Raw genomic sequence first — 20,022 nt, 5'->3', positions numbered from 1 at the left:
GTGATAAACGATGAAGCTCTCATAGCAGAACTAGTCTTTAAAGCTGTAAGAAGCTCTGGAGCTGGCGGTCAGCATGTAAACAAAACAGCCTCTAAAGTTGCGTTGTATTTTGATGTTGAAGCTTCCCAGGTACTCACTGAAGAGCAAAAGGCTTTGCTTATTAAAAACTTAAAATCAAGGCTCACTTTAAATCATGTGTTAATATTACAATGTGATGAAAGTAGAAGTCAGCATAAAAATAAGGACACTGTTACAGCACGATTTTTAGAAGTCATAAATCAAGGTCTTGTAGTCCCTAAAAAACGGAAAAAAACTAAAACTCCAAAAGTCGAAAAGTTAAAACGTTTATCAAACAAGCGCCAACAATCTGAAAAAAAAGCAAGTAGAAAACCACCTAAAATAGATTGAAAAATATTTTGGATTCGTAATTCTAAAATCAGAAATCTCTACTATCTTTGCAGCGTTCTCAAAAAGGGGTGCCTATTATCGGCTGAGATCATACCCAATGAACCTAGAACAGGTAATGCTGTTTAGGGACTGTGAATACTAAAAGCTGTATCCGGAATAGCTTATGTATTCTATTTATAATCAATTATTAACAAAGAATAATGACCTCTTTTATTCGGCAAAAACTATTTTATCGAATGAAAAACCTATTCGCATTTTTAGCATTATTTGTGCTATCTGTCAGTGCTTTTTCACAAGAAAAACAACAAGATTCAACAACTGTTGAAGAACTAAAAGAAGTGCTTTTGTCAGCAACAAGAGCAAAAGACAAAACACCTGTAGCTTTTACTAACATTAGCAAAGAGCAACTTGAATCAACCAATTTAGGCCAGGATTTACCTATTTTATTAGACCAACTTCCATCAGTAGTGACAACTAGTGATGCAGGAGCAGGCGTTGGTTACACAGGTATTCGTGTGCGTGGTACAGATGCAACACGTGTAAATGTAACCATAAACGGAATTCCTTATAATGATTCTGAAAGCCAAGGTACATTTTGGGTTAATATGCCAGATTTTGTGTCTTCGGTTGAAGATATTCAATTACAGCGAGGCGTTGGTACAAGTACTAATGGTTCAGGAGCTTTTGGAGCAAGTTTAAATTTAAAGACATTAGAACCATCAAAAGAAGGCTATGCAACTACAACACATGTTGTGGGTTCATACGGAACTAGAAAACACAATGTTAGTCTTGGTTCTGGTTTGAAAAATAATTTCTATGTTGAAGGTCGCTTGTCAAAAATTATGAGCGATGGTTATATAGACAGAGCTTCATCAGACCTATCATCATATTATACAGAAGCAGGTTATTTAGGAGAGAAAACATCTATAAAAGCCATTGTTTTTGGAGGAAAAGAGAAAACATATCAATCATGGTATGGAACTCCTGAAGCCGTTGTAAATGGCGATTTAGCAGGAATTCAAGCTTTTATTGATAGAAATTATTCTTCTGATGCTGAAGCAGCAAATATGTTGTATTCTGGTCGTACTTACAATTATTACACATATGATAATGAGGTAGATGATTACGAACAAACTCATTATCAATTACATTTTTCACATCAGTTTAGCGATTATTTTTCAGCAAATATTTCTGGAAACTATACTCGAGGAAAAGGCTTTTTTGAGCAATATAAAGATGGAGAAGAAGTAGGTGATTATTTTCCTAATAGTCCAGATGCTAGTGAAGAAGGAGATGCAATAAGAAGACGCTGGTTAGACAATCATTTTTATGCATTTGTTTACTCTTTAAACTATCATAAAGATAACTTGAACTTATATTTAGGTGGTGGCTACAATAAATATGACGGAGATCATTTTGGAGAATTAATTTGGGATTCTTTCCCTGTATCAGTACCAATCAGGACAAACTACTACAATAGTTTAGGAAAAAAGCGTGATTACAACACGTATTTTAAAGCTGAATATACTATAGGTAATAACTGGTTTGCATTTGCTGATTTACAATATAGACGTGTAGATTACTCATCATACGGAAATAGTTCAGATTTAATTCCTATAGCTGTAGATGAGCAATATAACTTCTTTAATCCAAAGTTGGGACTAACGTATTCTTTTAATAATTTTCATAGTGTTTATGGGTCTTTTGCAGTGGCAAATAGAGAGCCAAATAGAGATGATTTAACCAAAAACCCGACACTACCTAATCCTGAAAGATTGCATGATTTTGAGTTTGGTTACAAGCTTAAAAAACCAAAATACTATGCTACAGCAAACCTGTATTACATGAATTATAAAGATCAATTAGTGTTAACTGGAGATCTAGATAACGTAGGTGATGCTATTAGAATGAATGTTGATAAAAGTTATAGAGCAGGTATAGAATTACAAGCTGGTTATAAGTTTTCTAATAAATTACGTATTGATGCAAATGCTACATTTAGTAAGAATAAAATAGAAGCTTTTGATTATGTGGTTTATGATACCCAATATGACCCTAATACATATGAAGAGGTTTCTTACGCGCCAGTTACTACCTCATATAAAGATACAGATATTTCATTTTCACCAAATGTTATTGCGGGAGGAACAGTAACATTTTCTCCAGTAAAAAATCTTAACCTAGCATTAATATCAAAATATGTAGGTAAGCAATATTTAGACAACACATCTAGTGATAGCAAAAGTATGGATGCTTATTTTGTAAATAACTTTAACGCATCTTTTAAGTTGAATCCGTCTTGGATGAAAGAAATTGCGTTCAATCTATTGGTAAACAATATTTTTAACGAAAAGTATGTGTCTAATGGTTATACATATAGCTATTACTATAGACCAGAAAATTCTAATGATGCACCTATCACAGAGAATTTTTATTATCCACAAGCAACTACAAACTTCTTATTGGGAGTAACATTGAAGTTTTAAACTAATTTTCTGTAGAGCAGAAATTTTAAACAAAAAACCCAAACAGTGATGTTTGGGTTTTTTTATACTTTAGAGACGATGAAAAATCTTTCAATATTACGGTATTTGTTTTCAGGAATTGTATTTTCTCTATTACCTTTTTATAGTTTTATCTCATGGCTAAATGTTTTCAATCAAGAACATATAAAAAATCAAAAAGAACGATTGGTCGCTTTTAAAGATTCTTTTATGTTGTTTAATGTTAACTTGACTGTATTAAGTTTTGTAAGCCTATTATTTTGTGTGGCTGCTATTGTTTGTTTTTCTATATAATGTGTGGAGTTTGTTGTAATCTCTAGTTGTTATAAACTCTGATAATATCACCGTTAACTTCAACAAAATAGCGCCTTAATGTATAAGGACCAACAGTACCTTCCTGGCCAATACCATTAAAAATTTCATAACTATTTTCATCATTATCACAAGAGCAATGCGCTATAATTCCTTCCATGGTAAGCTTTGAGCAAGTTTGTAAATGGTGATTAGGGTCACTTAACTCAAAAGCACTATATTGATTACTACCAGCATAAAAAAGAACAACACCGTTAATGCCATATTGAGGTAGAACAACATAATTACCCGCAAACTTTAAATCATTGTATTGTGGTAAATTGGTGTTTATAGTGTTTTGAGAATCAAATTGATAATTTGGAAGATATTGGTTGTTTATTAAAAGTGAGTTGTCATCATCTTTATTACAAGAAGCTGTAAAAAAAACAGCTAAAAGCATAAAACAAATAGGTTTTATAATGCTAGATATAGGTTGTTTTGAGTGGTTTTTCATTGAGCAAAATTTTGAGTGCAATTTACAATAAAAAGCAAACAGAGTTAAATATTTTGTATATTTGCATAGTAATCTCGTGAGAACGAGATTTTTTGCGTTTAGTACACGTTCTTTTTGAGAATGAATAAACTAAACGTTATTTTATAATATAAACGATGAAGTTATGAGTAAAGTATCTTATTACACAGCAGAAGGTTTAAAAAAATTAAGAGACGAATTAAGACAGCTAAAAGATATTGAGCGTCCACGCGCTTCACAAGCTATTGCTGAAGCTAGAGATAAAGGAGATTTAAGTGAAAATGCAGAATATGATGCCGCTAAAGAAGCTCAAGGTATGCTAGAAATGAAAATTTCTAAATTAGAAGAGGTTTTAGCAGGTGCTCGTGTTATTGATGAATCACAACTAGATACGTCTAAAATTTTAGTGCTTTCTAAAGTTAAAATTAAAAACCAAACCAATGGTATGGAGATGACATACACTTTGGTAGCTGATGGTGAAGCCGATTTAGCGTCAGGAAAAATATCTGTAAACTCTCCTATTGGTAAAGGTTTATTAGGTAAATCTGTAGGTGAAGTTGCTGAAGTACAAGTGCCAAATGGTGTTATGAAATTTGATATCCTTGAGATATCTAGATAAGCAATTTTAAAAAATATCGAATATATAATTTAGAATTCCTGTTCAAATAAAAAACCGAACAGGAATTTTCTTTTTATATTTACCTAATTACAAGTTTTTAAAGCAATAAAAAAGTATGGCATCTATATTTTCAAAAATAATTTCTGGAGAATTACCTTGTTATAAGGTTGCTGAAACCGAAGACTTTTTAGCGTTTCTAGATATCAATCCTAACGCAAAAGGACACACACTTTGTATCCCTAAAAAAGAAGTCGATAAAATTTTTGATCTAGATGAAGCAAGCTATCATGGACTTATGGCTTTTTCACGCCAAGTAGCTTTAGCTTTAAAAAAAACCGTGGATTGCAAACGCATAGGAATGTCTGTAATAGGATTAGAAGTACCGCATGTGCATGTGCATTTAATTCCGCTTACCACTATGGAAGATGCTAGGTTTACTACAAAAACATCTTTAACGTCTGAAGAATTTGAAAATTTAGCGAAAGCTATTCAGCAAAATTTATAGAAAATTAAAAACAGCCAATGTTATTATTGCAACAACTACTATTACAGAAACAATAATAAGTAGCCAAGCTGTTTTTTTGAGCTTTAAAGAAGCCTTTTTTGGCTGAAAAGCTTTTTTTTGATACGCAAACACACGCTCTATATCATCTGTCCAGTTTACAGGATAAATAATAGTGTTACACGTTTTACATTCTATTTCTTGTGTTGTCTCTTTAGTAATAGATTTGTATAAATTGGTTTCAACAAATTTTTGTTTAAAAGTAATTTGAAGTCCATTAGTGTTATAACACTCTGGGCAGTTATTGTTTAAAGCAGCTTCTTTTATTGTAATAAATTGTTCCTTCATAACTTAAACCGATTTTAAAGCGATTTGCATAGTGGTTCCTTTTCCTATTTCAGAATGAAGTACTTTAATTTTTCCTCCATGAAACTCCTCAATAATGCGTTTAGCCAAAGAAAGGCCTAATCCCCAACCACGTTTTTTTGTTGTAAAACCAGGCTCAAAGATAGTATTAAATTGTTTTTTAGGAAGCCCTTTTCCAGTATCAGTTATTGCTATTTTTACTATGTGCTCAATTTGAGAGATTTCAATAGTAAGTTTTCCTTTGCCTTTCATAGCATCAATAGCATTTTTTACAAGGTTCTCAATGGTCCAACTATAAAGTTGCTTATTTAGGTTTACGTAAATCTCTTCAGATGGTGTTACAATTTCAAAATCTATCAACTTTGAAGATCTTGCTTTTAAGTAGTCATAAGAGTCTATAGTTTCTCTTACTATATCTGTTTTTTCAAGTGTAGGTAGCGAACCTATTTTGCTAAAACGTTCTGTTATGGTTTGTAAACGACTTATGTCTTTTTCTATTTCTATAATATACTCCGGATTCGTGTTTTCAGATTTTAAAATTTCGGTCCAACCAATAAGTGATGATAATGGTGTACCAATTTGATGAGCTGTCTCTTTAGCCATTCCAGACCAAAGTTTGTTTTGAGTAGCAATTTTAGAACTTCGGTAAAAAAAGTAAACAACAGCACCAAACAAAATAATGATGAGTAATAATGCTAGTGGATAATACTTTATTTTATTTAACACATCAGAGTTACCGTAGTAAAGTGTGCCATAAATAATGGTTTCATTGGTGGCTTTATCATCATAAGAAATGAGTATTGGTTCATTTTCTTGAGAGAATTGATGAATAAGCTTTTCTATATATAAGCTATCTTTTATTTTTTCTTCGTTAATATTTTTGTAATCCCCTAAAACACCGTCTTTATACACAAGCATTGGGTTTGTAATATTGCTACTAAAAACTTTATCAACAACAGGGTTTACATTTTCGCTTAAAGGATTTTTAAGAATCTCTTTCATAGATGCTGCCCAAACATCCATTTTAGTTTGTTCTTCAACTTTAAATTTTTGAAAAAACACATACGTATTCCAAAGAATTAAGGAAATAATAGCAAAAGAAGCAATAACAATAATCCACCTAATAAGGTTTCTATATTTTGAAAAAACCATAAATTTTGTTTCAAGTTCTAATATAATGCAAATCTGTTAATAATATTGCTTGACAAGTAATCAAATCATTTTTAGTTCAATATCATAATAGTTACCTTTGTGGAAATTAAATAACATTAATGACATCATTCGAACCTAAAGACTTATCAACAGGAAAGTTACATGGCTATTTGTTAAGCGCTGTTGCGCCAAGACCTATAGCTTTTGCTAGTACTATTGATGAAAATGGCACCCCAAATCTGTCTCCTTTTAGTTTTTTTAATGTGTTTAGCGCAAATCCGCCAGTGATGATTTTTTCGCCAGCAAGACGCGTAAGGAATAATACCACAAAACATACATTAGAAAACGTAGAATATTTAAAAGAGGTAGTTATAAATGTGGTGAATTATGATTTGGTTCATCAAGCTTCATTAAGTAGTACTGAATACCCAGAAGGTGTTAATGAGTTTGATAAAGCAGGTCTTACTATGCTTGAATCTGATATTGTTAAGCCTTTTCGTGTTGCAGAATCACCAATTCAGTTTGAGTGTAAAGTAACTGATATTATTAAATTAGGAACCGAAGGTGGTGCTGGAAATTTAGTAATTTGTGAAGTAGTGAAACTTCATATAGAAGATGATGTTCTTGATGAAAATGGCGTTATTAATCAAGAGAAACTAGATTTAGTTTCTAGAGCAGGCGGAAGTTTCTATAGTCGTGCTAAAAGTGGTTTTTTTGAAATACCAAAACCGCTATCTACATTAGGAATAGGTGTAGATAGTTTCCCAGAAGAGGTTAAAAACAGCATGATTTTAACAGGAAATGAACTAGGCATGTTAGGAAATGTAGAGGCGTTACCATCTCAATCTGAAGTTGATGCCTTTTTAGAAACAGTAAGTGAGCGTTATCCTAATATTACCACAGCGTCTCATAGAGAAAAGCATAAATTAGCTCAAAACTATTTAAGTTTTGGTGATATTTTAAGTGCTTGGAAAATTTTATTATCATAAAACATAAACGCTTATTTTAATAGGCGTGCATAAATTCAAATTAAATTAAAACATGGAAGTACAAGGAAGAATTAAATTAATTGGAGAAACCCAAAGTTTTGGAAGTAATGGGTTTAGAAAGAGAGAATTGGTGGTGACAACAGAAGAGCAGTATCCGCAGCACCTTATGATTGAATTTGTTCAAGATAAAACAGACTTGTTAAACACTTATCAAGTAGGTCAGCAAGTAAAAGTAAATATTAATTTACGTGGAAGAGAATGGACAAACCCACAAGGTGAAGTAAAGTATTTTAATTCTATTCAAGGTTGGCGTATAGAGGCAGTACAAGCAGATGCTTCAAATCCAGAAATGCCTCCTGTTCCACCAGCACAAGCTTTTGAGCCTGCAAATAATTTAAACGAAGAGGATCATGATGATCTTCCGTTTTAAAAAAATATAATAATTCAATTATTTTAAGGTCTATTAAATATTTTAATAGACCTTTTTTATACAATGCATTATTTGTCAAAACATATTGCTTTTCCAGACGTAAATCTAGCAACACCAGAAGGTATATTAGCTGTTGGCGGAGATTTATCTGTAGAAAGATTATTACTTGCATACAAGAGCGGTATTTTTCCGTGGTTTAACGAAGGAGAACCTGTTATATGGTGGTCTCCAGATCCTAGATTTGTATTGTTTCCTGAAAAACTCAAAGTTTCAAAAAGTATGAAACAGGTGTTGAGAAATACAGAATTTGAAGTGACAGTAAATCAGGACTTCAAACAAGTGATTGCAGCGTGTGCAAAGACAAAACGTAAAGGGCAAGATGACACTTGGATTACACAAACCATGATTGAAGCCTATACAGAGTTACATAATTTAGGTTATGCCAAATCTGTTGAGGTTTGGTTGCATAACGAGTTGGTTGGTGGTTTGTATGGTGTTGATGTTGGCAATGGCGTGTTTTGTGGCGAAAGTATGTTTGCCAAAGTTAGTAATGCTAGTAAAGTTGGTTTTATAACTTTTATACAGCATACTAATTACAAGCTTATAGATTGCCAAGTTTATACCAATCATTTAGAAAGTTTAGGAGCAGAAGAAATTGATAGGACAGAATTTCTGAAATTTTTATAATTATACATCATCATACCTAAAACAACTTACCTCATGGTCGTTTACCATACCTGTGGCTTGCATATGCGCATAAATAACGGTTGAACCTACAAACTTAAACCCGCGTTTTTTTAAGTCTTTACTTAAAGCATCACTTATTTCAGTTGTGGCAGGAGCACTTTTGTAATCTTTAATAGCGTTTTTTATGGGTTTACCATCAACAAAACTCCAAATGTATTTTGAAAAGCTTCCAAATTCTTGCTGTACTTTCATAAACGCTTGAGCATTTGTAACTGTAGCGTTTACCTTTAGCTTGTTACGAATAATACCAGCATCTTGTAGTAAGCTGTCTATTTTAGATTGCTTGTAATTAGCAATGGTTTTATAATCAAAGTTGTCAAAAGCTTTTTTAAAGTTTTCGCGTTTACGCAAAACGGTTATCCAACTTAATCCGGCTTGAAAGGTTTCTAAAATTAAAAACTCAAAAATAGTAGCATCGTCATAAACAGGAACGCCCCATTCTTGATCATGATAAGCTTCGTAAAGAGGGTCGCCAACACACCAATCACATCGCTGCTTTTCCATATATTAATAGTTGTAAGTTTTTGTATTAAAGATAGACATACTTATGATATAAATCATGTTTCAAAATAGAAAATCATTTTATTTTTGAATAAAATCATTAATACAAAATGCAAGATATAATAAAGGATAGCTTAAAAAAGCATATATCATATTCAGAGTATACTGAATTGATGACGCAACTCGTAGCAGATGAATCAACAACAGGCGCAGATAAAACAGAAGCTCTAATTAATTATACAAAACTTAATGAGCGACGTATGAAGCGTTGGGATAAAACAATAAAACTATCAGAAGACGCTAAAACTAAAATAGCACAATATAAAAAACCAACTACTTGGCTAGTGCTTACAGAGAGTTGGTGTGGTGATGCAGCACATGTGATACCAGCAATAAATAAGGTTGCAAATGAAAATGAGAATATTAATTTAAAGCTGGTATTTAGAGATGAAAATGAAGCCTTGATGAATCAGTTTTTAACAAATGGCGGAAAGTCGATACCTAAACTTGTTATGATTGATGATGAAACAGGCAATGTTGTAAATACATTTGGACCAAGACCTAGTGAGGCAACAAAACTTGTTACAGATTATAAAGAAACGCATGGTGTTTTAACACCAGAATTTAAAGAAGATTTGCAGCGTTGGTACAACAAAGATAAAGGTCAAAATGCAATAGCAGATTTGTTGCAGCTATTAGATGTTTAGTTTTTTCCTTTAAAATAAAATGTAATAGAACCTAGTTGCGTTTTTTTAGAGGCATCAATACTAAAACGTGCTTGGTTAGCATATTTTAAAGCTTGATCTTTTAAACATTCATTTGCTGAAGCATAGGCTGCATTAATGTAAGAATCAGTGACTAAACCAGAAGCGTTAACTTTAATGTTTACAATAATTTTCCCTCCGTTTTCACAAAGGTAAATAGGTGTTGGCAAGTACTTATGCGTTCGGTTTACTAGCGAGTAATGCATGGAGCTATTTTTGTTTACAGATTGCTTGCCAAGCACACCAGATCGTCTTTTGTTTAAAACATCATTGACACTGTTATATGAAGAAAGTACATCATCGTCAATTTCAGAGCTTGAGTTTGACGAACCTTCATCTGTGTTGTTATCATTAATATTACTTTCAGATGATTTAAACTCGTAATCTTTAGGAGGAGCAATAGGTTGATAAGCTTTTGCGTAGCGCTTGTACTTTTGCGTTTCGTTAAATGCTTTGTTAGTTTCAGAAAGCTTTTCATTTGGGTTGTCTAAAGACTTTTTATCAGCAGTCTCTTTTGTTTTTTCAGGTTCTAACTCATAGTAAGTTTCTGCCAACTGTGCATTTTGTTTTTTTAGGCCAAAATTAAACACAGTAAGAACAACAGTTCCTGAAATAAGAACGGTTAATAAAATGGCTTTATGCTTATTTGATAACTGCAATTTTTTTTGGGTTATATGTTTTTAATGCCCAGTTTACAGTATAATATACGGAAAAACAGCTTAATTGGTTGTTAAGCTTTCTATAAAGCCATCTATAGAAGTCGCATTTTTAACTAAAAAATCACCAATTCTAGTACGACGTAAAACAGATAAATGCGCGCCAGAATTTAAGGCAGCTCCAAAGTCATTTGCTAGAGAGCGAATATAAGTACCTTTGCTGCAAACAACTCTAAAATCAAGATTGTTGCCATCTATTTTTGTGATTTCAAACGATGAAATTGTAACAGTTCTAGATTTAATATCGACAGATTCTCCTGCACGTGCAAATTCATAAAGTCGTTTGCCGTCTTTTTTAATAGCTGAAAAAACCGGTGGAAATTGTTCAATATCTCCTATAAACTGTTTGGTTGTTTCATGAATCAATGACTCGGTGATATGATCAGTAGGGAAGGTTTTATCTATTTCGGTTTCTAAATCAAAAGAAGGTGTTGTGCTACCTATTACAAAAGTACCTGTGTATTCTTTTTCTTGACCTTGAAAGGTATTTATTTGCTTGGTCATTTTTCCTGTGCAAATAACAAGTAGTCCTGTGGCCAACGGATCTAAAGTGCCAGCGTGTCCTACTTTTATCTTTTTTATTTTAAAGGCTTGTCTTATTTCCCAGCGTAGCTTGTTAACGGCTTGAAATGATGTCCAGTTTAAGGGTTTGTCAATTAATAAAACTTGACCATTAAGAAAATCTTCAGCAGTTTTTTGCATAAAATTAGTTCATTAAAGAGAATACAATGGCAATAATACCTACAATGCCGCAATAAATTGAGAAATACGATAATTTACTTTTTCTTACTAAAGAAATCATCCAAGTACAGGCAATCATGCCAGAGACAAAAGCTGCTATAAAACCAATTATAATAGGTGTAAAGTTACCGCTGTTGTAAGTTAAATCGCCACCTAAAATGTCTTTAGCTATTTTACCGAAAATTAATGGTACAACCATTAAAAAAGAAAATCTAGCTGCTTTAGATTTGTCATTACCAAGTAAAACAGATGTTGAAATTGTAGCACCAGATCTTGATATACCAGGCAACATAGCTATGGCTTGAGAGATACCTATAATGAAAGCGTTACCAAAACTTACTTTTTTGTTGGTGTCTTTAGCTTTGTCAGCCAAGAAAAGTAATGCGGCAGTGATAATTAGCATACAGCCAACAAGTAATATGTTTTCGTCAAATAATTGTTCTAGCTGTTCTTCAAAAAGTAAACCTACAAAAACAGCAGGAATCATAGATATGGCAATTTTTAACGCAAATTGTAAATCTTCATTCCATGTAAAGGTTAAAATACCTTTTAGAATGCTCCAGATATCTTTTCTAAAAATAACAATTGTACTTAATGCTGTAGCAAAATGAAGCACAACGGTAAACATTAAGCTTTCTTCAGGCATAGAGTTGTCGCCAAGAATAGCTTTACCTAATTCTAAATGACCACTTGATGATACAGGTAAAAACTCTGTAAGCCCTTGAATAATTCCCAGAATGATAGCGTCTATTATATTCATAGAGCAAATGTATCAAAATAGATGTACCAATTTAAAATAAATTACATCATTTTATTACACCTTAAAAGTAGATTCTCTTATGATTAAGTTGGTCTTTATTTCAATAGTTTTACTTGTTAATGTATCGTTTGTGTTCTCTATTTCTTCTATAAGATATTTTACCGCGGTTGTTCCTATGCGGCTTCCAGGTTGATCTACAGTGGTAAGTTGAGGTTCTATAATTGTTGAGTGTATAGAGTTGCTAAACCCTATAACAGCTATGTCTTCAGGTATTTTTATATTAAACTTTTTGAGTGTTTTTATCACGCCAATAGCCGCGCCATCAGTAATTGCAAAAATGGCATCAGGGCGTTCTTTCATACTTAATAAAATGCTTGCCATTTGTTTGCCTTCTTTCATACTGATATCATTACAGCTTAAAATAATTTTATCGTCTACAGGAATGTTGTGTTCTTTTAAAGCTCTTAAGTAACCAGCATATCTCTTCTCAGAGTTATATGAAAATTCAGATTCTTTTATAATTGCGATACGTTTTTTGCCAATATTAATTAAGTGTTCTATAGCGTTAAAAGATGCTTCTTCTTCATTTATAACGATTTGTGAACAAGGTATTTTGCTAGATACCTTATCAAACAAAACAAAAGGTATTCTATCTACGGTTTGTAAAATGGCATCAACATTTTTTGTCATTTTAGAAAGCGACATTAAAATACCATCTACACCAAACTGTATCATGGTATGCATCATTTCTGTTTGTCTATTTACATCATTGTTAGATTCTGAAATAATAACCCGATAACCTTTCAGTTCTGCTTCTTCTAGAATTCCTTTTATGATGGTTGAAGTAAAATAATGAGTTATTGTAGGTACAATAACACCAATAATGTTTGTTTTATGTTGTCTAAATCCTTTTGCAAAAATATTAGGCGTATAGTTTAGATGATTTGCTAATTTTCTTACATTAATTTTTGTACTCTCACTTATGTCTGGATGATCATTAATGGCTCTTGATACCGTTGAAATTGATAAATTTAATTGATTAGCAATTTCCTTTAATGTTGTTACTTTTTTCTTTGACATGTACTTAATTTCTAAAATATTTAAAAAATACCGCAAACGTTTTCGCAAACGTTTGCTTAACTTTTTGATAAAATTAATAGCTCAAAACTACATTATTGTTAATAGATTTACTCCAATGATAACAAAATATTAATATTTATGAAAAAAATACTACTCACTTTTATGTCTGTGTTTTGCTTTTATATAGGTTTTTCGCAAACAGAAATTAAGGGAACAATTATTGACGAGGCTGGAGTGCCTGTTACTGGAGCCAATGTACTTATTAAAGGAAGTGCTTCTGGAGCAACGACAGATTTTGATGGTAATTTTAGCTTTACTACAAATCTAGAAGGAGAACAAGTACTACAAGTTTCTTTTATAGGTTATGAAACCTATGAGCAATCAGTTAACTTACAGGGAACACTAGTAGAGATTAATGCAGTGTTAGCTGAAGGTGGTAATACGCTTGACGAAGTTTTATTAACAGCGACATCAACTACAAGATCGCAAAAAGAAACACCTTTGTCTATTACATCAATAAACTCTAAACAATTAGCAAAATTAAACACAAGTAGCCAAGCTGATGTATTAAGAAGCGTGCCTGGTATCACTGTAGAAGGTGGTGGTGGTGAAGTAGCATCAAATATTTTTGTTAGAGGATTGCCGTCTGGTGGTCAATATCAATTTAACCCATTACAAATTGATGGAATGCCAGTATTGAGTACATTCGGGTTAAACTCTTCTGCTCATGACGTGTATTTTAGAAATGATTTAGGAATGAAGAGTATGGAGTTTGTTCGTGGTGGTTCTTCAATTTTATATGGCGTAGGATCTGTTGCTGGTATTATAAACTATACAAGTGTTACAGGATCTCCAGTAGCAAAAAGCACTATTAGAACAGAAGTGGCTTCAAACTCTAGATACAAAGCAGATTTTGTAACTAGCGGACCTTTAGGAGGCGAAGATTCTAACACGTTTTATGCTTTATCAGGATTTTATAGATATGATGAAGGACCAATTAAAACAGGTTTAGCAACTGAAGGTTTTCAATTACGTGGTAATATTAAGCATTTAACAAAAAAAGGATCAATAACATTTTCTGGACAATACATAGATGATAATGTGCAATATTATCTGCCATTCCCATTAGAAGGTAGTTCTAGAGAACGCCCTAAAGGGAATGATGGTCAAACTATTTATACACTTCAAACATCTGATGCTGCAAACTTATCTTACATGACGCCAGATGGTATGTATAATTCACCAATTGAAGATGGTGTTTTAACAAAAGGTGGTTATTTCTTAACTAATTTCAAACACGATTTTAGTGAGACTTTTAAAATGGATGCTAAACTTCGTTACTCAAGATACCAACATCAATTTAACTTCTTTTTAGATGGTAGTGGTGTTTCTGGAGCAAAAGTTGTTGAAAACCAACAAGAGTATTTAGCAGCAAGAAATTTAACAGCTGGTAACTTTACATACCTTAACGGGCAACCTTTAGCAGCTAATGCTTTGCTTTATGAAAATAGAATATTAGATAGAGATAGACCATTAGAAGAGCTTATGGCTGATATCAAATTTACAAAAGAAGTTGGTGTTCACAATGTAACTTTCGGATCGTTTTTATCAAGATCAAGCGCTGGTGATTTTAATGTGATTACAAGTTATTTAAGTGAGTATAATAATAGACCAAGGCTAGTTGATGTGTCAGGTTATACTGTTAATGGAATAACAAATAGAGGTACAAGTTATACAAACAGAAACATATCTAGTAATAAAGTAGCTGTGTTTTTAACAGATGAAATTAAACTAGATCGTTGGAACTTTGATATTGGTGTACGTTACGAAAGAGCATCTGGTGATATTGAAGTTGAAGGTACAGATTCGTATTCTGTAGATAACACAGGGATCGCCAATTTAGATAATGTTGTTTGGGGTAACGGAAGCTATACAAGAGGTCATGTTTCTGCTGATGATTTTGCCGTAGCACTTGCCGGATTATATAAAGTAAATGATAACTTAAGTGTTTATGGTAACTTCTCTAGAGGATATTTCTTCCCTGAATTAAGAGGAACACAATTTGATGCTAACGGAAATCCGTCATCTTATGATACTGAAAAAATATTACAAGGAGAATTAGGTTTAAAATATGGAACACCTAAATTTTCAGGAACACTTGCGCTTTATGCTGTTGGATTAAAAGACAGACGTTCTATTACGTTTGTAAATACAGCAAACGGAGGAACTACTGAAGATGTAGATACTCAAGATACAAGTACTATAGGTGCTGAAGCTACTTGGAACTGGAGATTTGTTAAAAACTTCAACTTTGGAGGTTCTGTGACATATCAAGATCACGAAATCACAAAATCTGAAAGTGACCCAACTATAGAAGGTAACGAGTTAAGAAGACAACCTAAATTCTTATCAACATTCAATTTAGGATACGATAACAATAAATTTGATGGTGTTTTTACTTACAACTATACTGGTGATAAGTACTCTAACGATACAAACACAATAAAGCTTGATGGTTACGGATTGGTAAACTTTAATTTAGGATACACATTCCCAATAGGAGAAGATTCTGAAACATTAAGATTAGGAGCTCAAGTATTTAACCTATTAAACTCTGAAGGAATTACAGAAGGTTCTCCAAGATTAGGAAACAACCAAACCGAAGAAGAATATTTTGTAGGTCGTCCTGTTTTACCTACGCGTGTATTTTTTAGCGCAACATTCAATTTTTAATTTTTTGATTTAGTTTATTGACATGCAATGGCATTACTATAAAGTTATGCCATTGCATTCATTACTATAACTTACTTATTTATGATAGATAATTTATTAGATTCAGCAAAACAAGTTTTAAACAATAATTTTCAGCCTAAAGGGTTTTCTATTCCTTGTGAAGGATTATATCCTTTTCAATGGAATTGGGATTCAGGATTTATAGCTATAGGCCTTTGCCATTATGATTTTGAAAAAGCTAAAAGCGAAGTGAAAACCCTTTTAGATGCGCAATGGAGTAATGGTTTTATTCCTCATATTGTGTTTCATAACGAAAGTGATTCATATTTTCCAGGAGCTGAATTTCATAAATCTGAATTAAGCCCTTATGCTCCAAAAGACCATAAAACTACAGGTTTAACACAGCCGCCAGTTTTAGGTTTTGTTTTGGAAGAAATGTATCATATACACAAAAATAAAGATGAGGTTTTAGCATTTGTTAAAAACCATATTGATCAGGTATTTAATTGCCACAAACATTTATATGAGCATAGAGACCCAAAAAACGAAGGCTTGGTTTATATATACCATAACTGGGAATCTGGTACAGATAATTCTCCTATGTGGGATGAAATTTGGGAAACCATGACAGATATTCCTACTTATGAGTTTGAAAGAAGAGACACCTCTCATGTAGATGCATCTCAAAGACCATCAAACCAGGAATACAACTATTATTTACACCTTATAGAAATAGCAAAAGCTCACAACTATGAAGATGCTAAAATAACAGAGCTTTCTCCGTTTTTAATTCAAGATCCGCTTTTTAATGCAATGCTTATCAAGTCTAATCAGGCATTGATAAACTTGTATGAAATAATAGGAGGAGAAACAGAAAAAATAAACACACTAAAAGCGTGGAATACGTTAAGTAAAAAATCATTTAATGATAAGCTTTATGATAAAGAGTTAAAAGCATACATCCATTATGATTTACGTAACGATAAACCATTAAAGTATGTGTCTTCGTCTTCTTTTAGTCCGTTGTTTGCTGGTGTGCCAGATGCTGACAGAGCAAAAGAGATTATAGATAACTTAATGACTGTGTTTGGTAAAGAAGAGTTTTATTTATGTGCATCTTTTGATCCTGATAGCGATAAATTCAACCCTAAAAAATATTGGAGAGGCCCTGTTTGGGTTAACCTTAATTGGATTGTTTATAACGGACTTAAATCTTACGGATATAATGAGTTAGCAACCCGAGTTAAAAATGAAACCATTGAGTTAATTACTAAAAACGGATTTTATGAGTATTTTGATCCGAGAAAAGAAGTTCATAAAGACGGAAATGGTGGTTATGGTGGTAACAATTTTTCTTGGAGTGCCGCTTTATTAATTGATTTATTAAAAAAAGAGAACTAAATATATGAATTGGTTAGACTATAGTATTGTATTAGGCTATATAGTGTTTTTCCTTGCAATGGGATTTTTCTTTAAAGAAAACAAAAACTCTAGCGATTACTTTTTAGGAGGAAAAAAACTAGGATGGTTTCCTTTAAGCCTTTCAACTATGGCTACCCAATTATCAGCTATTAGTTTTATATCTGCACCAGCCTTTGTCGGACTTAAATTAGGAGGTGGTTTAAAATGGCTTACGTTTGAGTTTGCTGTTCCTCTAGCAATGATTTTTATTATGATTGTGGTTATACCTCCATTATTCAGGTCTGGTGTAGTTAGTATTTATGAATTTGTAGAAAAACGTTTCAGTGTTTCAACGCGATTAATTTTAAGTGTTGTTTTTCAAATAAGTCGCGCGTTAGGAACAGGCGTAATGGTGTACACGATTGCAATAATCTTACAAGCAGTTTTAAATATTGATTATGTGTACACCATTTTAATTATAAGTGTGATTACTATAATCTACTCATGGCAAGGTGGTATGAAAGCTGTAGTTTGGGGAGATGCTATTCAAATGATTATCTTGTTTTTAGGGCTTATTATTTGCCTTTTTTATGGGTGGGATTTATTACAGGATCACGGTGGCTTGACAAATGGTTTTAATTCTGAAAGACTTCAAGTTATAGACTTAAATATTGGTATAGGCGAAGGCAATGAGTATGGTTTATTACCTATGATTATTGGAGGTTTCTTTTTGTATGTGTCTTATTATGGATGCGATCAAACACAAGCTCAACGTTTGCTCTCTTCAAAAAACGAAGGAACTATCAGAAAACTTTTACTTGCCAATGGTCTATTAAGGTTTCCTGTGGTTTTAACATATTGTATTATGGGGCTTATTATAGGTGGTTTGGTTACCATAGCTCCAGATTTCTTACAAGAAATAGCTAATACAACACAAACATTTTTTCCTGAAAGCTATGCAAGCAATGGTGTTAAAGCAGATTTAATGATTCCTGTATTTATTATAAAGTATTTGCCTCACGGTTTAATAGGTATTTTAATGGTAGGAATTTTATCAGCTGCAATGTCATCTTTAAGTTCTACTGTAAACTCACTGTCTGCGGTAACTGTTGAAGACTTTTTTAACAGAGGTAGCGTAAAGTTAAGCGAATCAAAGTATATGATGATTTCTAAATCATCTGTTGTCTTTTGGGGTGTTGTTTGTATTGCTTGTTCATTTTTATTTGGTGGTAGCAAAAGCGCGGTAATAGAAATAATAAATGCTGTTGGGTCGGTATTTTATGGACCGGTTTTAGTAACGTTTTTATTAGCGTTTTTTTCCAAGAAAATAAATCATATTGGTATGAATGCAGGTATTATACTAGCAGTGCTTATCAATCTTATTTTCTCTAAAACAATGCAAGAAATCTTTCATATAGATTTAGGATTTCATGTGTTCTGGATCTGGCTTAATTTTACAGGCGTAATTATTGCTTTGGTTGTTGCCTATGTAGTTAGTGCGTTAACTAAAAATATACCAGCTAAAAAAGTTAATACAGATTTCAAAATTAAAAAGTCAGACTTTTTCATAAAAGAGGTTTATATCTTACTGGCGTTCTTTGTACTTATTTTAGTTGTTAGTTACTTTTTACCTGTACTTTTAGGTTAAATATCAAACCATGAAAATTATTCTAGCACCAGATAAGTTCAAAAATTCATTAACAGGTTTACAGTTTTGTGAGGTTGTTCAAAAAAGACTTGAACAAAGCATTAAAAATGTTGAGGTTATTAAACTACCTCTCGCTGATGGCGGCGATGGTACCATTGATGTCATAAACTTTTATTTGGAAGGAAAACCGGTAAAGGTTAACGTTAGTAATCCTTTTTTCAAGACGATACAGGCTACTTATTTGTATGACGAACAGCAAAAAATCGCTTTTATTGAAATGGCTGAAGCCTCTGGCGTAAAGCTTTTAGAAAAAGAAGATTTTGATTGTTTACACAGTACAACTTTAGGTACTGGGCAATTAATATTAGACGCAATAAAAAAAGGTGCTAAAGAAATTATACTGGGTATTGGTGGTAGCGCTACTAACGACTGTGGTATTGGTATGGCAACAGCGCTTGGCTATAAGTTTTTAGATAAAGATAATAACGAAGTAAAACCTATAGGAAAAAATTTAGCTCTAATTGATAAGATTGATGACACAAACGTACTGCCTGAACTAAAGCATGTAGCTTTCAAAATAGCTTGTGATGTATCCAATCCGTTGCACGGAGAAAATGGTGCTGCATATGTGTATGCACCGCAAAAGGGAGCTTCGCCTAAAGATGTTCTTGTTTTAGACAAAGGTTTAAAACATTTTTCTAAACATATAGATAGTCATTTTAATATAGATAGCCAATCGGTTTCTGGGGCTGGAGCAGCAGGTGGAATGGGTATTGGTTCTGTGGTGTTTTTAGGAGGTAATTTACAATCAGGAATACAACTTGTTTTAGAACTTGCAAAGTTTAATACTAAAGTAAAAAATGCCGATTGGATTATAACCGGCGAAGGTAAACTAGATCAGCAAACCTTATCAGGAAAAACCATTCAAGGTGTTTTAAACATGGCTCAAAAGCATCAAATTAAAACAGCGGCCTTTTGTGGTAGTGTAGATTTGTCAGAACCAGCGTTAAAAACACTTGGTGTGTCTTATGCTGATGCGGTTATAAATTATGCCAAAAATATTGATGATGCTATGAAAAATAGCAGCAAATATTTAGACGAGATAACACTAAAGTTTTCTGAAGTAATTAATGATTAA

At 32.6% G+C, this 20,022-nt stretch carries 20 protein-coding genes and 1 riboswitch; of the genes, 12 read left to right on the top strand and 8 right to left on the bottom strand.

Annotated elements, in window-relative coordinates:
- Both arfB and ACN5J3_RS05600 read left to right on the top strand, forming a co-directional pair.
- Positions 1–408, top strand: coding sequence for an alternative ribosome rescue aminoacyl-tRNA hydrolase ArfB (gene arfB / locus ACN5J3_RS05605; protein WP_418511060.1), 408 nt, complete (start codon positions 1–3; stop codon positions 406–408).
- Between the two features lie 54 nt (positions 409–462).
- Positions 463–554, top strand: a riboswitch (TPP riboswitch).
- Between the two features lie 90 nt (positions 555–644).
- Positions 645–2,894 (top strand): TonB-dependent receptor, encoded by a 2,250-nt coding sequence (locus ACN5J3_RS05600; protein ID WP_418511059.1) that lies wholly within the window; start codon positions 645–647, stop codon positions 2,892–2,894.
- A gap of 334 nt (positions 2,895–3,228) precedes the next feature.
- Here ACN5J3_RS05600 and ACN5J3_RS05595 read toward each other — a convergent pair whose 3' ends face one another.
- Positions 3,229–3,717 carry a hypothetical protein gene (locus ACN5J3_RS05595; RefSeq protein ID WP_418511058.1) on the bottom strand — a complete coding sequence of 163 codons (489 nt, stop codon included), beginning with the start codon at positions 3,715–3,717 and terminating at the stop codon, positions 3,229–3,231.
- Positions 3,718–3,880: 163 nt separating this feature from the next.
- Between ACN5J3_RS05595 and greA the strand changes: the two genes are divergently transcribed.
- Together greA and ACN5J3_RS05585 are read left to right on the top strand one after the other, a co-directional pair.
- Positions 3,881–4,354, top strand: coding sequence for a transcription elongation factor GreA (gene greA, locus ACN5J3_RS05590; RefSeq protein ID WP_344726461.1), 474 nt, complete (start codon positions 3,881–3,883; stop codon positions 4,352–4,354).
- A gap of 115 nt (positions 4,355–4,469) precedes the next feature.
- Positions 4,470–4,859 carry an HIT family protein gene (locus ACN5J3_RS05585; protein WP_417290612.1) on the top strand — a complete coding sequence of 130 codons (390 nt, stop codon included), beginning with the start codon at positions 4,470–4,472 and terminating at the stop codon, positions 4,857–4,859.
- On the opposite strand, the gene ACN5J3_RS05580 is transcribed toward ACN5J3_RS05585, so the two are convergent.
- Positions 4,854–5,204, bottom strand: a complete 351-nt coding sequence (locus tag ACN5J3_RS05580) for a hypothetical protein (protein ID WP_417290613.1) — start codon at positions 5,202–5,204, stop codon at positions 4,854–4,856. The two genes, ACN5J3_RS05585 and ACN5J3_RS05580, sit on opposite strands and share 6 nt — an antisense overlap.
- Positions 5,205–5,207: 3 nt before the next feature.
- Entirely contained in the window at positions 5,208–6,374 is a 1,167-nt protein-coding gene (locus tag ACN5J3_RS05575; protein WP_418511057.1) for a sensor histidine kinase, read from the bottom strand.
- 119 nt (positions 6,375–6,493) lie between these two features.
- On the opposite strand from ACN5J3_RS05575, the gene ACN5J3_RS05570 reads away from it, so the two are divergent.
- The 3 genes from ACN5J3_RS05570 to aat all read left to right on the top strand — a co-directional run bounded on the left by ACN5J3_RS05570 (position 6,494) and on the right by aat (position 8,480).
- Positions 6,494–7,363 (top strand): flavin reductase family protein, encoded by an 870-nt coding sequence (locus ACN5J3_RS05570; RefSeq protein WP_417290615.1) that lies wholly within the window; start codon positions 6,494–6,496, stop codon positions 7,361–7,363.
- A 52-nt stretch (positions 7,364–7,415) separates the two neighbouring features.
- A complete protein-coding gene (locus ACN5J3_RS05565; protein WP_344726450.1) occupies positions 7,416–7,793 on the top strand; it encodes a DUF3127 domain-containing protein in 378 nt (125 codons plus the stop codon).
- A gap of 63 nt (positions 7,794–7,856) precedes the next feature.
- The gene (gene aat / locus ACN5J3_RS05560; RefSeq protein WP_418511056.1) at positions 7,857–8,480 is read left to right on the top strand and encodes a leucyl/phenylalanyl-tRNA--protein transferase; all 624 of its coding nucleotides are present in this window, start codon (positions 7,857–7,859) and stop codon (positions 8,478–8,480) included.
- Here aat and ACN5J3_RS05555 read toward each other — a convergent pair whose 3' ends face one another.
- Entirely contained in the window at positions 8,481–9,044 is a 564-nt protein-coding gene (locus ACN5J3_RS05555) for a DNA-3-methyladenine glycosylase I (protein ID WP_418511055.1), read from the bottom strand.
- Positions 9,045–9,151: 107 nt separating this feature from the next.
- On the opposite strand from ACN5J3_RS05555, the gene ACN5J3_RS05550 reads away from it, so the two are divergent.
- Positions 9,152–9,748, top strand: a complete 597-nt coding sequence (locus ACN5J3_RS05550) for a thioredoxin family protein (RefSeq protein WP_417290618.1) — start codon at positions 9,152–9,154, stop codon at positions 9,746–9,748.
- Here the strand turns inward: ACN5J3_RS05550 and ACN5J3_RS05545 are convergent.
- The 4 genes from ACN5J3_RS05545 to ACN5J3_RS05530 are packed head-to-tail and all read right to left on the bottom strand — an operon-like array spanning position 9,745 to position 13,102.
- Entirely contained in the window at positions 9,745–10,464 is a 720-nt protein-coding gene (locus ACN5J3_RS05545) for a hypothetical protein (RefSeq protein WP_418511054.1), read from the bottom strand. The genes ACN5J3_RS05550 and ACN5J3_RS05545 overlap by 4 nt on opposite strands.
- A 60-nt stretch (positions 10,465–10,524) precedes the next feature.
- Entirely contained in the window at positions 10,525–11,223 is a 699-nt protein-coding gene (truB, locus tag ACN5J3_RS05540) for a tRNA pseudouridine(55) synthase TruB (RefSeq protein WP_418511053.1), read from the bottom strand.
- Positions 11,224–11,227: 4 nt separating this feature from the next.
- On the bottom strand, positions 11,228–12,022 hold the full coding sequence (locus ACN5J3_RS05535; RefSeq protein ID WP_418511051.1) for an undecaprenyl-diphosphate phosphatase: 795 nt from the start codon (positions 12,020–12,022) through the stop codon (positions 11,228–11,230).
- Between the two features lie 54 nt (positions 12,023–12,076).
- Positions 12,077–13,102, bottom strand: a complete 1,026-nt coding sequence (locus ACN5J3_RS05530; protein WP_418508589.1) for a LacI family DNA-binding transcriptional regulator — start codon at positions 13,100–13,102, stop codon at positions 12,077–12,079.
- A 138-nt stretch (positions 13,103–13,240) separates the two neighbouring features.
- Here ACN5J3_RS05530 and ACN5J3_RS05525 point away from each other — a divergent pair, with 138 nt between their 5' ends.
- The 4 genes from ACN5J3_RS05525 to ACN5J3_RS05510 all read left to right on the top strand — a co-directional run bounded on the left by ACN5J3_RS05525 (position 13,241) and on the right by ACN5J3_RS05510 (position 20,022).
- Positions 13,241–15,835 carry a TonB-dependent receptor gene (locus tag ACN5J3_RS05525; RefSeq protein ID WP_418511050.1) on the top strand — a complete coding sequence of 865 codons (2,595 nt, stop codon included), beginning with the start codon at positions 13,241–13,243 and terminating at the stop codon, positions 15,833–15,835.
- 81 nt (positions 15,836–15,916) lie between these two features.
- Positions 15,917–17,236, top strand: a complete 1,320-nt coding sequence (locus ACN5J3_RS05520; RefSeq protein ID WP_418511049.1) for an MGH1-like glycoside hydrolase domain-containing protein — start codon at positions 15,917–15,919, stop codon at positions 17,234–17,236.
- Positions 17,237–17,240: 4 nt separating this feature from the next.
- Positions 17,241–18,884, top strand: coding sequence for a sodium:solute symporter family transporter (locus ACN5J3_RS05515; RefSeq protein WP_418508586.1), 1,644 nt, complete (start codon positions 17,241–17,243; stop codon positions 18,882–18,884).
- A 10-nt stretch (positions 18,885–18,894) separates the two neighbouring features.
- Positions 18,895–20,022 (top strand): glycerate kinase, encoded by a 1,128-nt coding sequence (locus ACN5J3_RS05510; RefSeq protein WP_418511048.1) that lies wholly within the window; start codon positions 18,895–18,897, stop codon positions 20,020–20,022.

The sequence above is a fragment of the Corallibacter sp. genome (assembly GCF_048381695.1).
Taxonomy (GTDB): Bacteria; Bacteroidota; Bacteroidia; order Flavobacteriales; family Flavobacteriaceae; genus Corallibacter; species Corallibacter vietnamensis.
Note: the sequence above shows the minus strand (reverse complement) of the source record. Positions and strands in the feature narration are given on the sequence as shown.

Excerpts from the sequence above, each read along its gene's own strand:
- ACN5J3_RS05600 (WP_418511059.1), top strand. The coding sequence starts at position 645 with ATGAAAAACCTATTCGCATTTTTAGCATTATTTGTGCTATCTGTCAGT.
- ACN5J3_RS05595 (WP_418511058.1), bottom strand. The coding sequence starts at position 3,717 with ATGAAAAACCACTCAAAACAACCTATATCTAGCATTATAAAACCTATT.
- greA (WP_344726461.1), top strand. The coding sequence starts at position 3,881 with ATGAGTAAAGTATCTTATTACACAGCAGAAGGTTTAAAAAAATTAAGA.
- ACN5J3_RS05585 (WP_417290612.1), top strand. The coding sequence starts at position 4,470 with ATGGCATCTATATTTTCAAAAATAATTTCTGGAGAATTACCTTGTTAT.
- ACN5J3_RS05580 (WP_417290613.1), bottom strand. The coding sequence starts at position 5,204 with ATGAAGGAACAATTTATTACAATAAAAGAAGCTGCTTTAAACAATAAC.
- ACN5J3_RS05575 (WP_418511057.1), bottom strand. The coding sequence starts at position 6,374 with ATGGTTTTTTCAAAATATAGAAACCTTATTAGGTGGATTATTGTTATT.
- ACN5J3_RS05570 (WP_417290615.1), top strand. The coding sequence starts at position 6,494 with ATGACATCATTCGAACCTAAAGACTTATCAACAGGAAAGTTACATGGC.
- ACN5J3_RS05565 (WP_344726450.1), top strand. The coding sequence starts at position 7,416 with ATGGAAGTACAAGGAAGAATTAAATTAATTGGAGAAACCCAAAGTTTT.
- aat (WP_418511056.1), top strand. The coding sequence starts at position 7,857 with ATGCATTATTTGTCAAAACATATTGCTTTTCCAGACGTAAATCTAGCA.
- ACN5J3_RS05555 (WP_418511055.1), bottom strand. The coding sequence starts at position 9,044 with ATGGAAAAGCAGCGATGTGATTGGTGTGTTGGCGACCCTCTTTACGAA.
- ACN5J3_RS05550 (WP_417290618.1), top strand. The coding sequence starts at position 9,152 with ATGCAAGATATAATAAAGGATAGCTTAAAAAAGCATATATCATATTCA.
- truB (WP_418511053.1), bottom strand. The coding sequence starts at position 11,223 with ATGCAAAAAACTGCTGAAGATTTTCTTAATGGTCAAGTTTTATTAATT.
- ACN5J3_RS05535 (WP_418511051.1), bottom strand. The coding sequence starts at position 12,022 with ATGAATATAATAGACGCTATCATTCTGGGAATTATTCAAGGGCTTACA.
- ACN5J3_RS05530 (WP_418508589.1), bottom strand. The coding sequence starts at position 13,102 with ATGTCAAAGAAAAAAGTAACAACATTAAAGGAAATTGCTAATCAATTA.
- ACN5J3_RS05525 (WP_418511050.1), top strand. The coding sequence starts at position 13,241 with ATGAAAAAAATACTACTCACTTTTATGTCTGTGTTTTGCTTTTATATA.
- ACN5J3_RS05520 (WP_418511049.1), top strand. The coding sequence starts at position 15,917 with ATGATAGATAATTTATTAGATTCAGCAAAACAAGTTTTAAACAATAAT.
- ACN5J3_RS05515 (WP_418508586.1), top strand. The coding sequence starts at position 17,241 with ATGAATTGGTTAGACTATAGTATTGTATTAGGCTATATAGTGTTTTTC.
- ACN5J3_RS05510 (WP_418511048.1), top strand. The coding sequence starts at position 18,895 with ATGAAAATTATTCTAGCACCAGATAAGTTCAAAAATTCATTAACAGGT.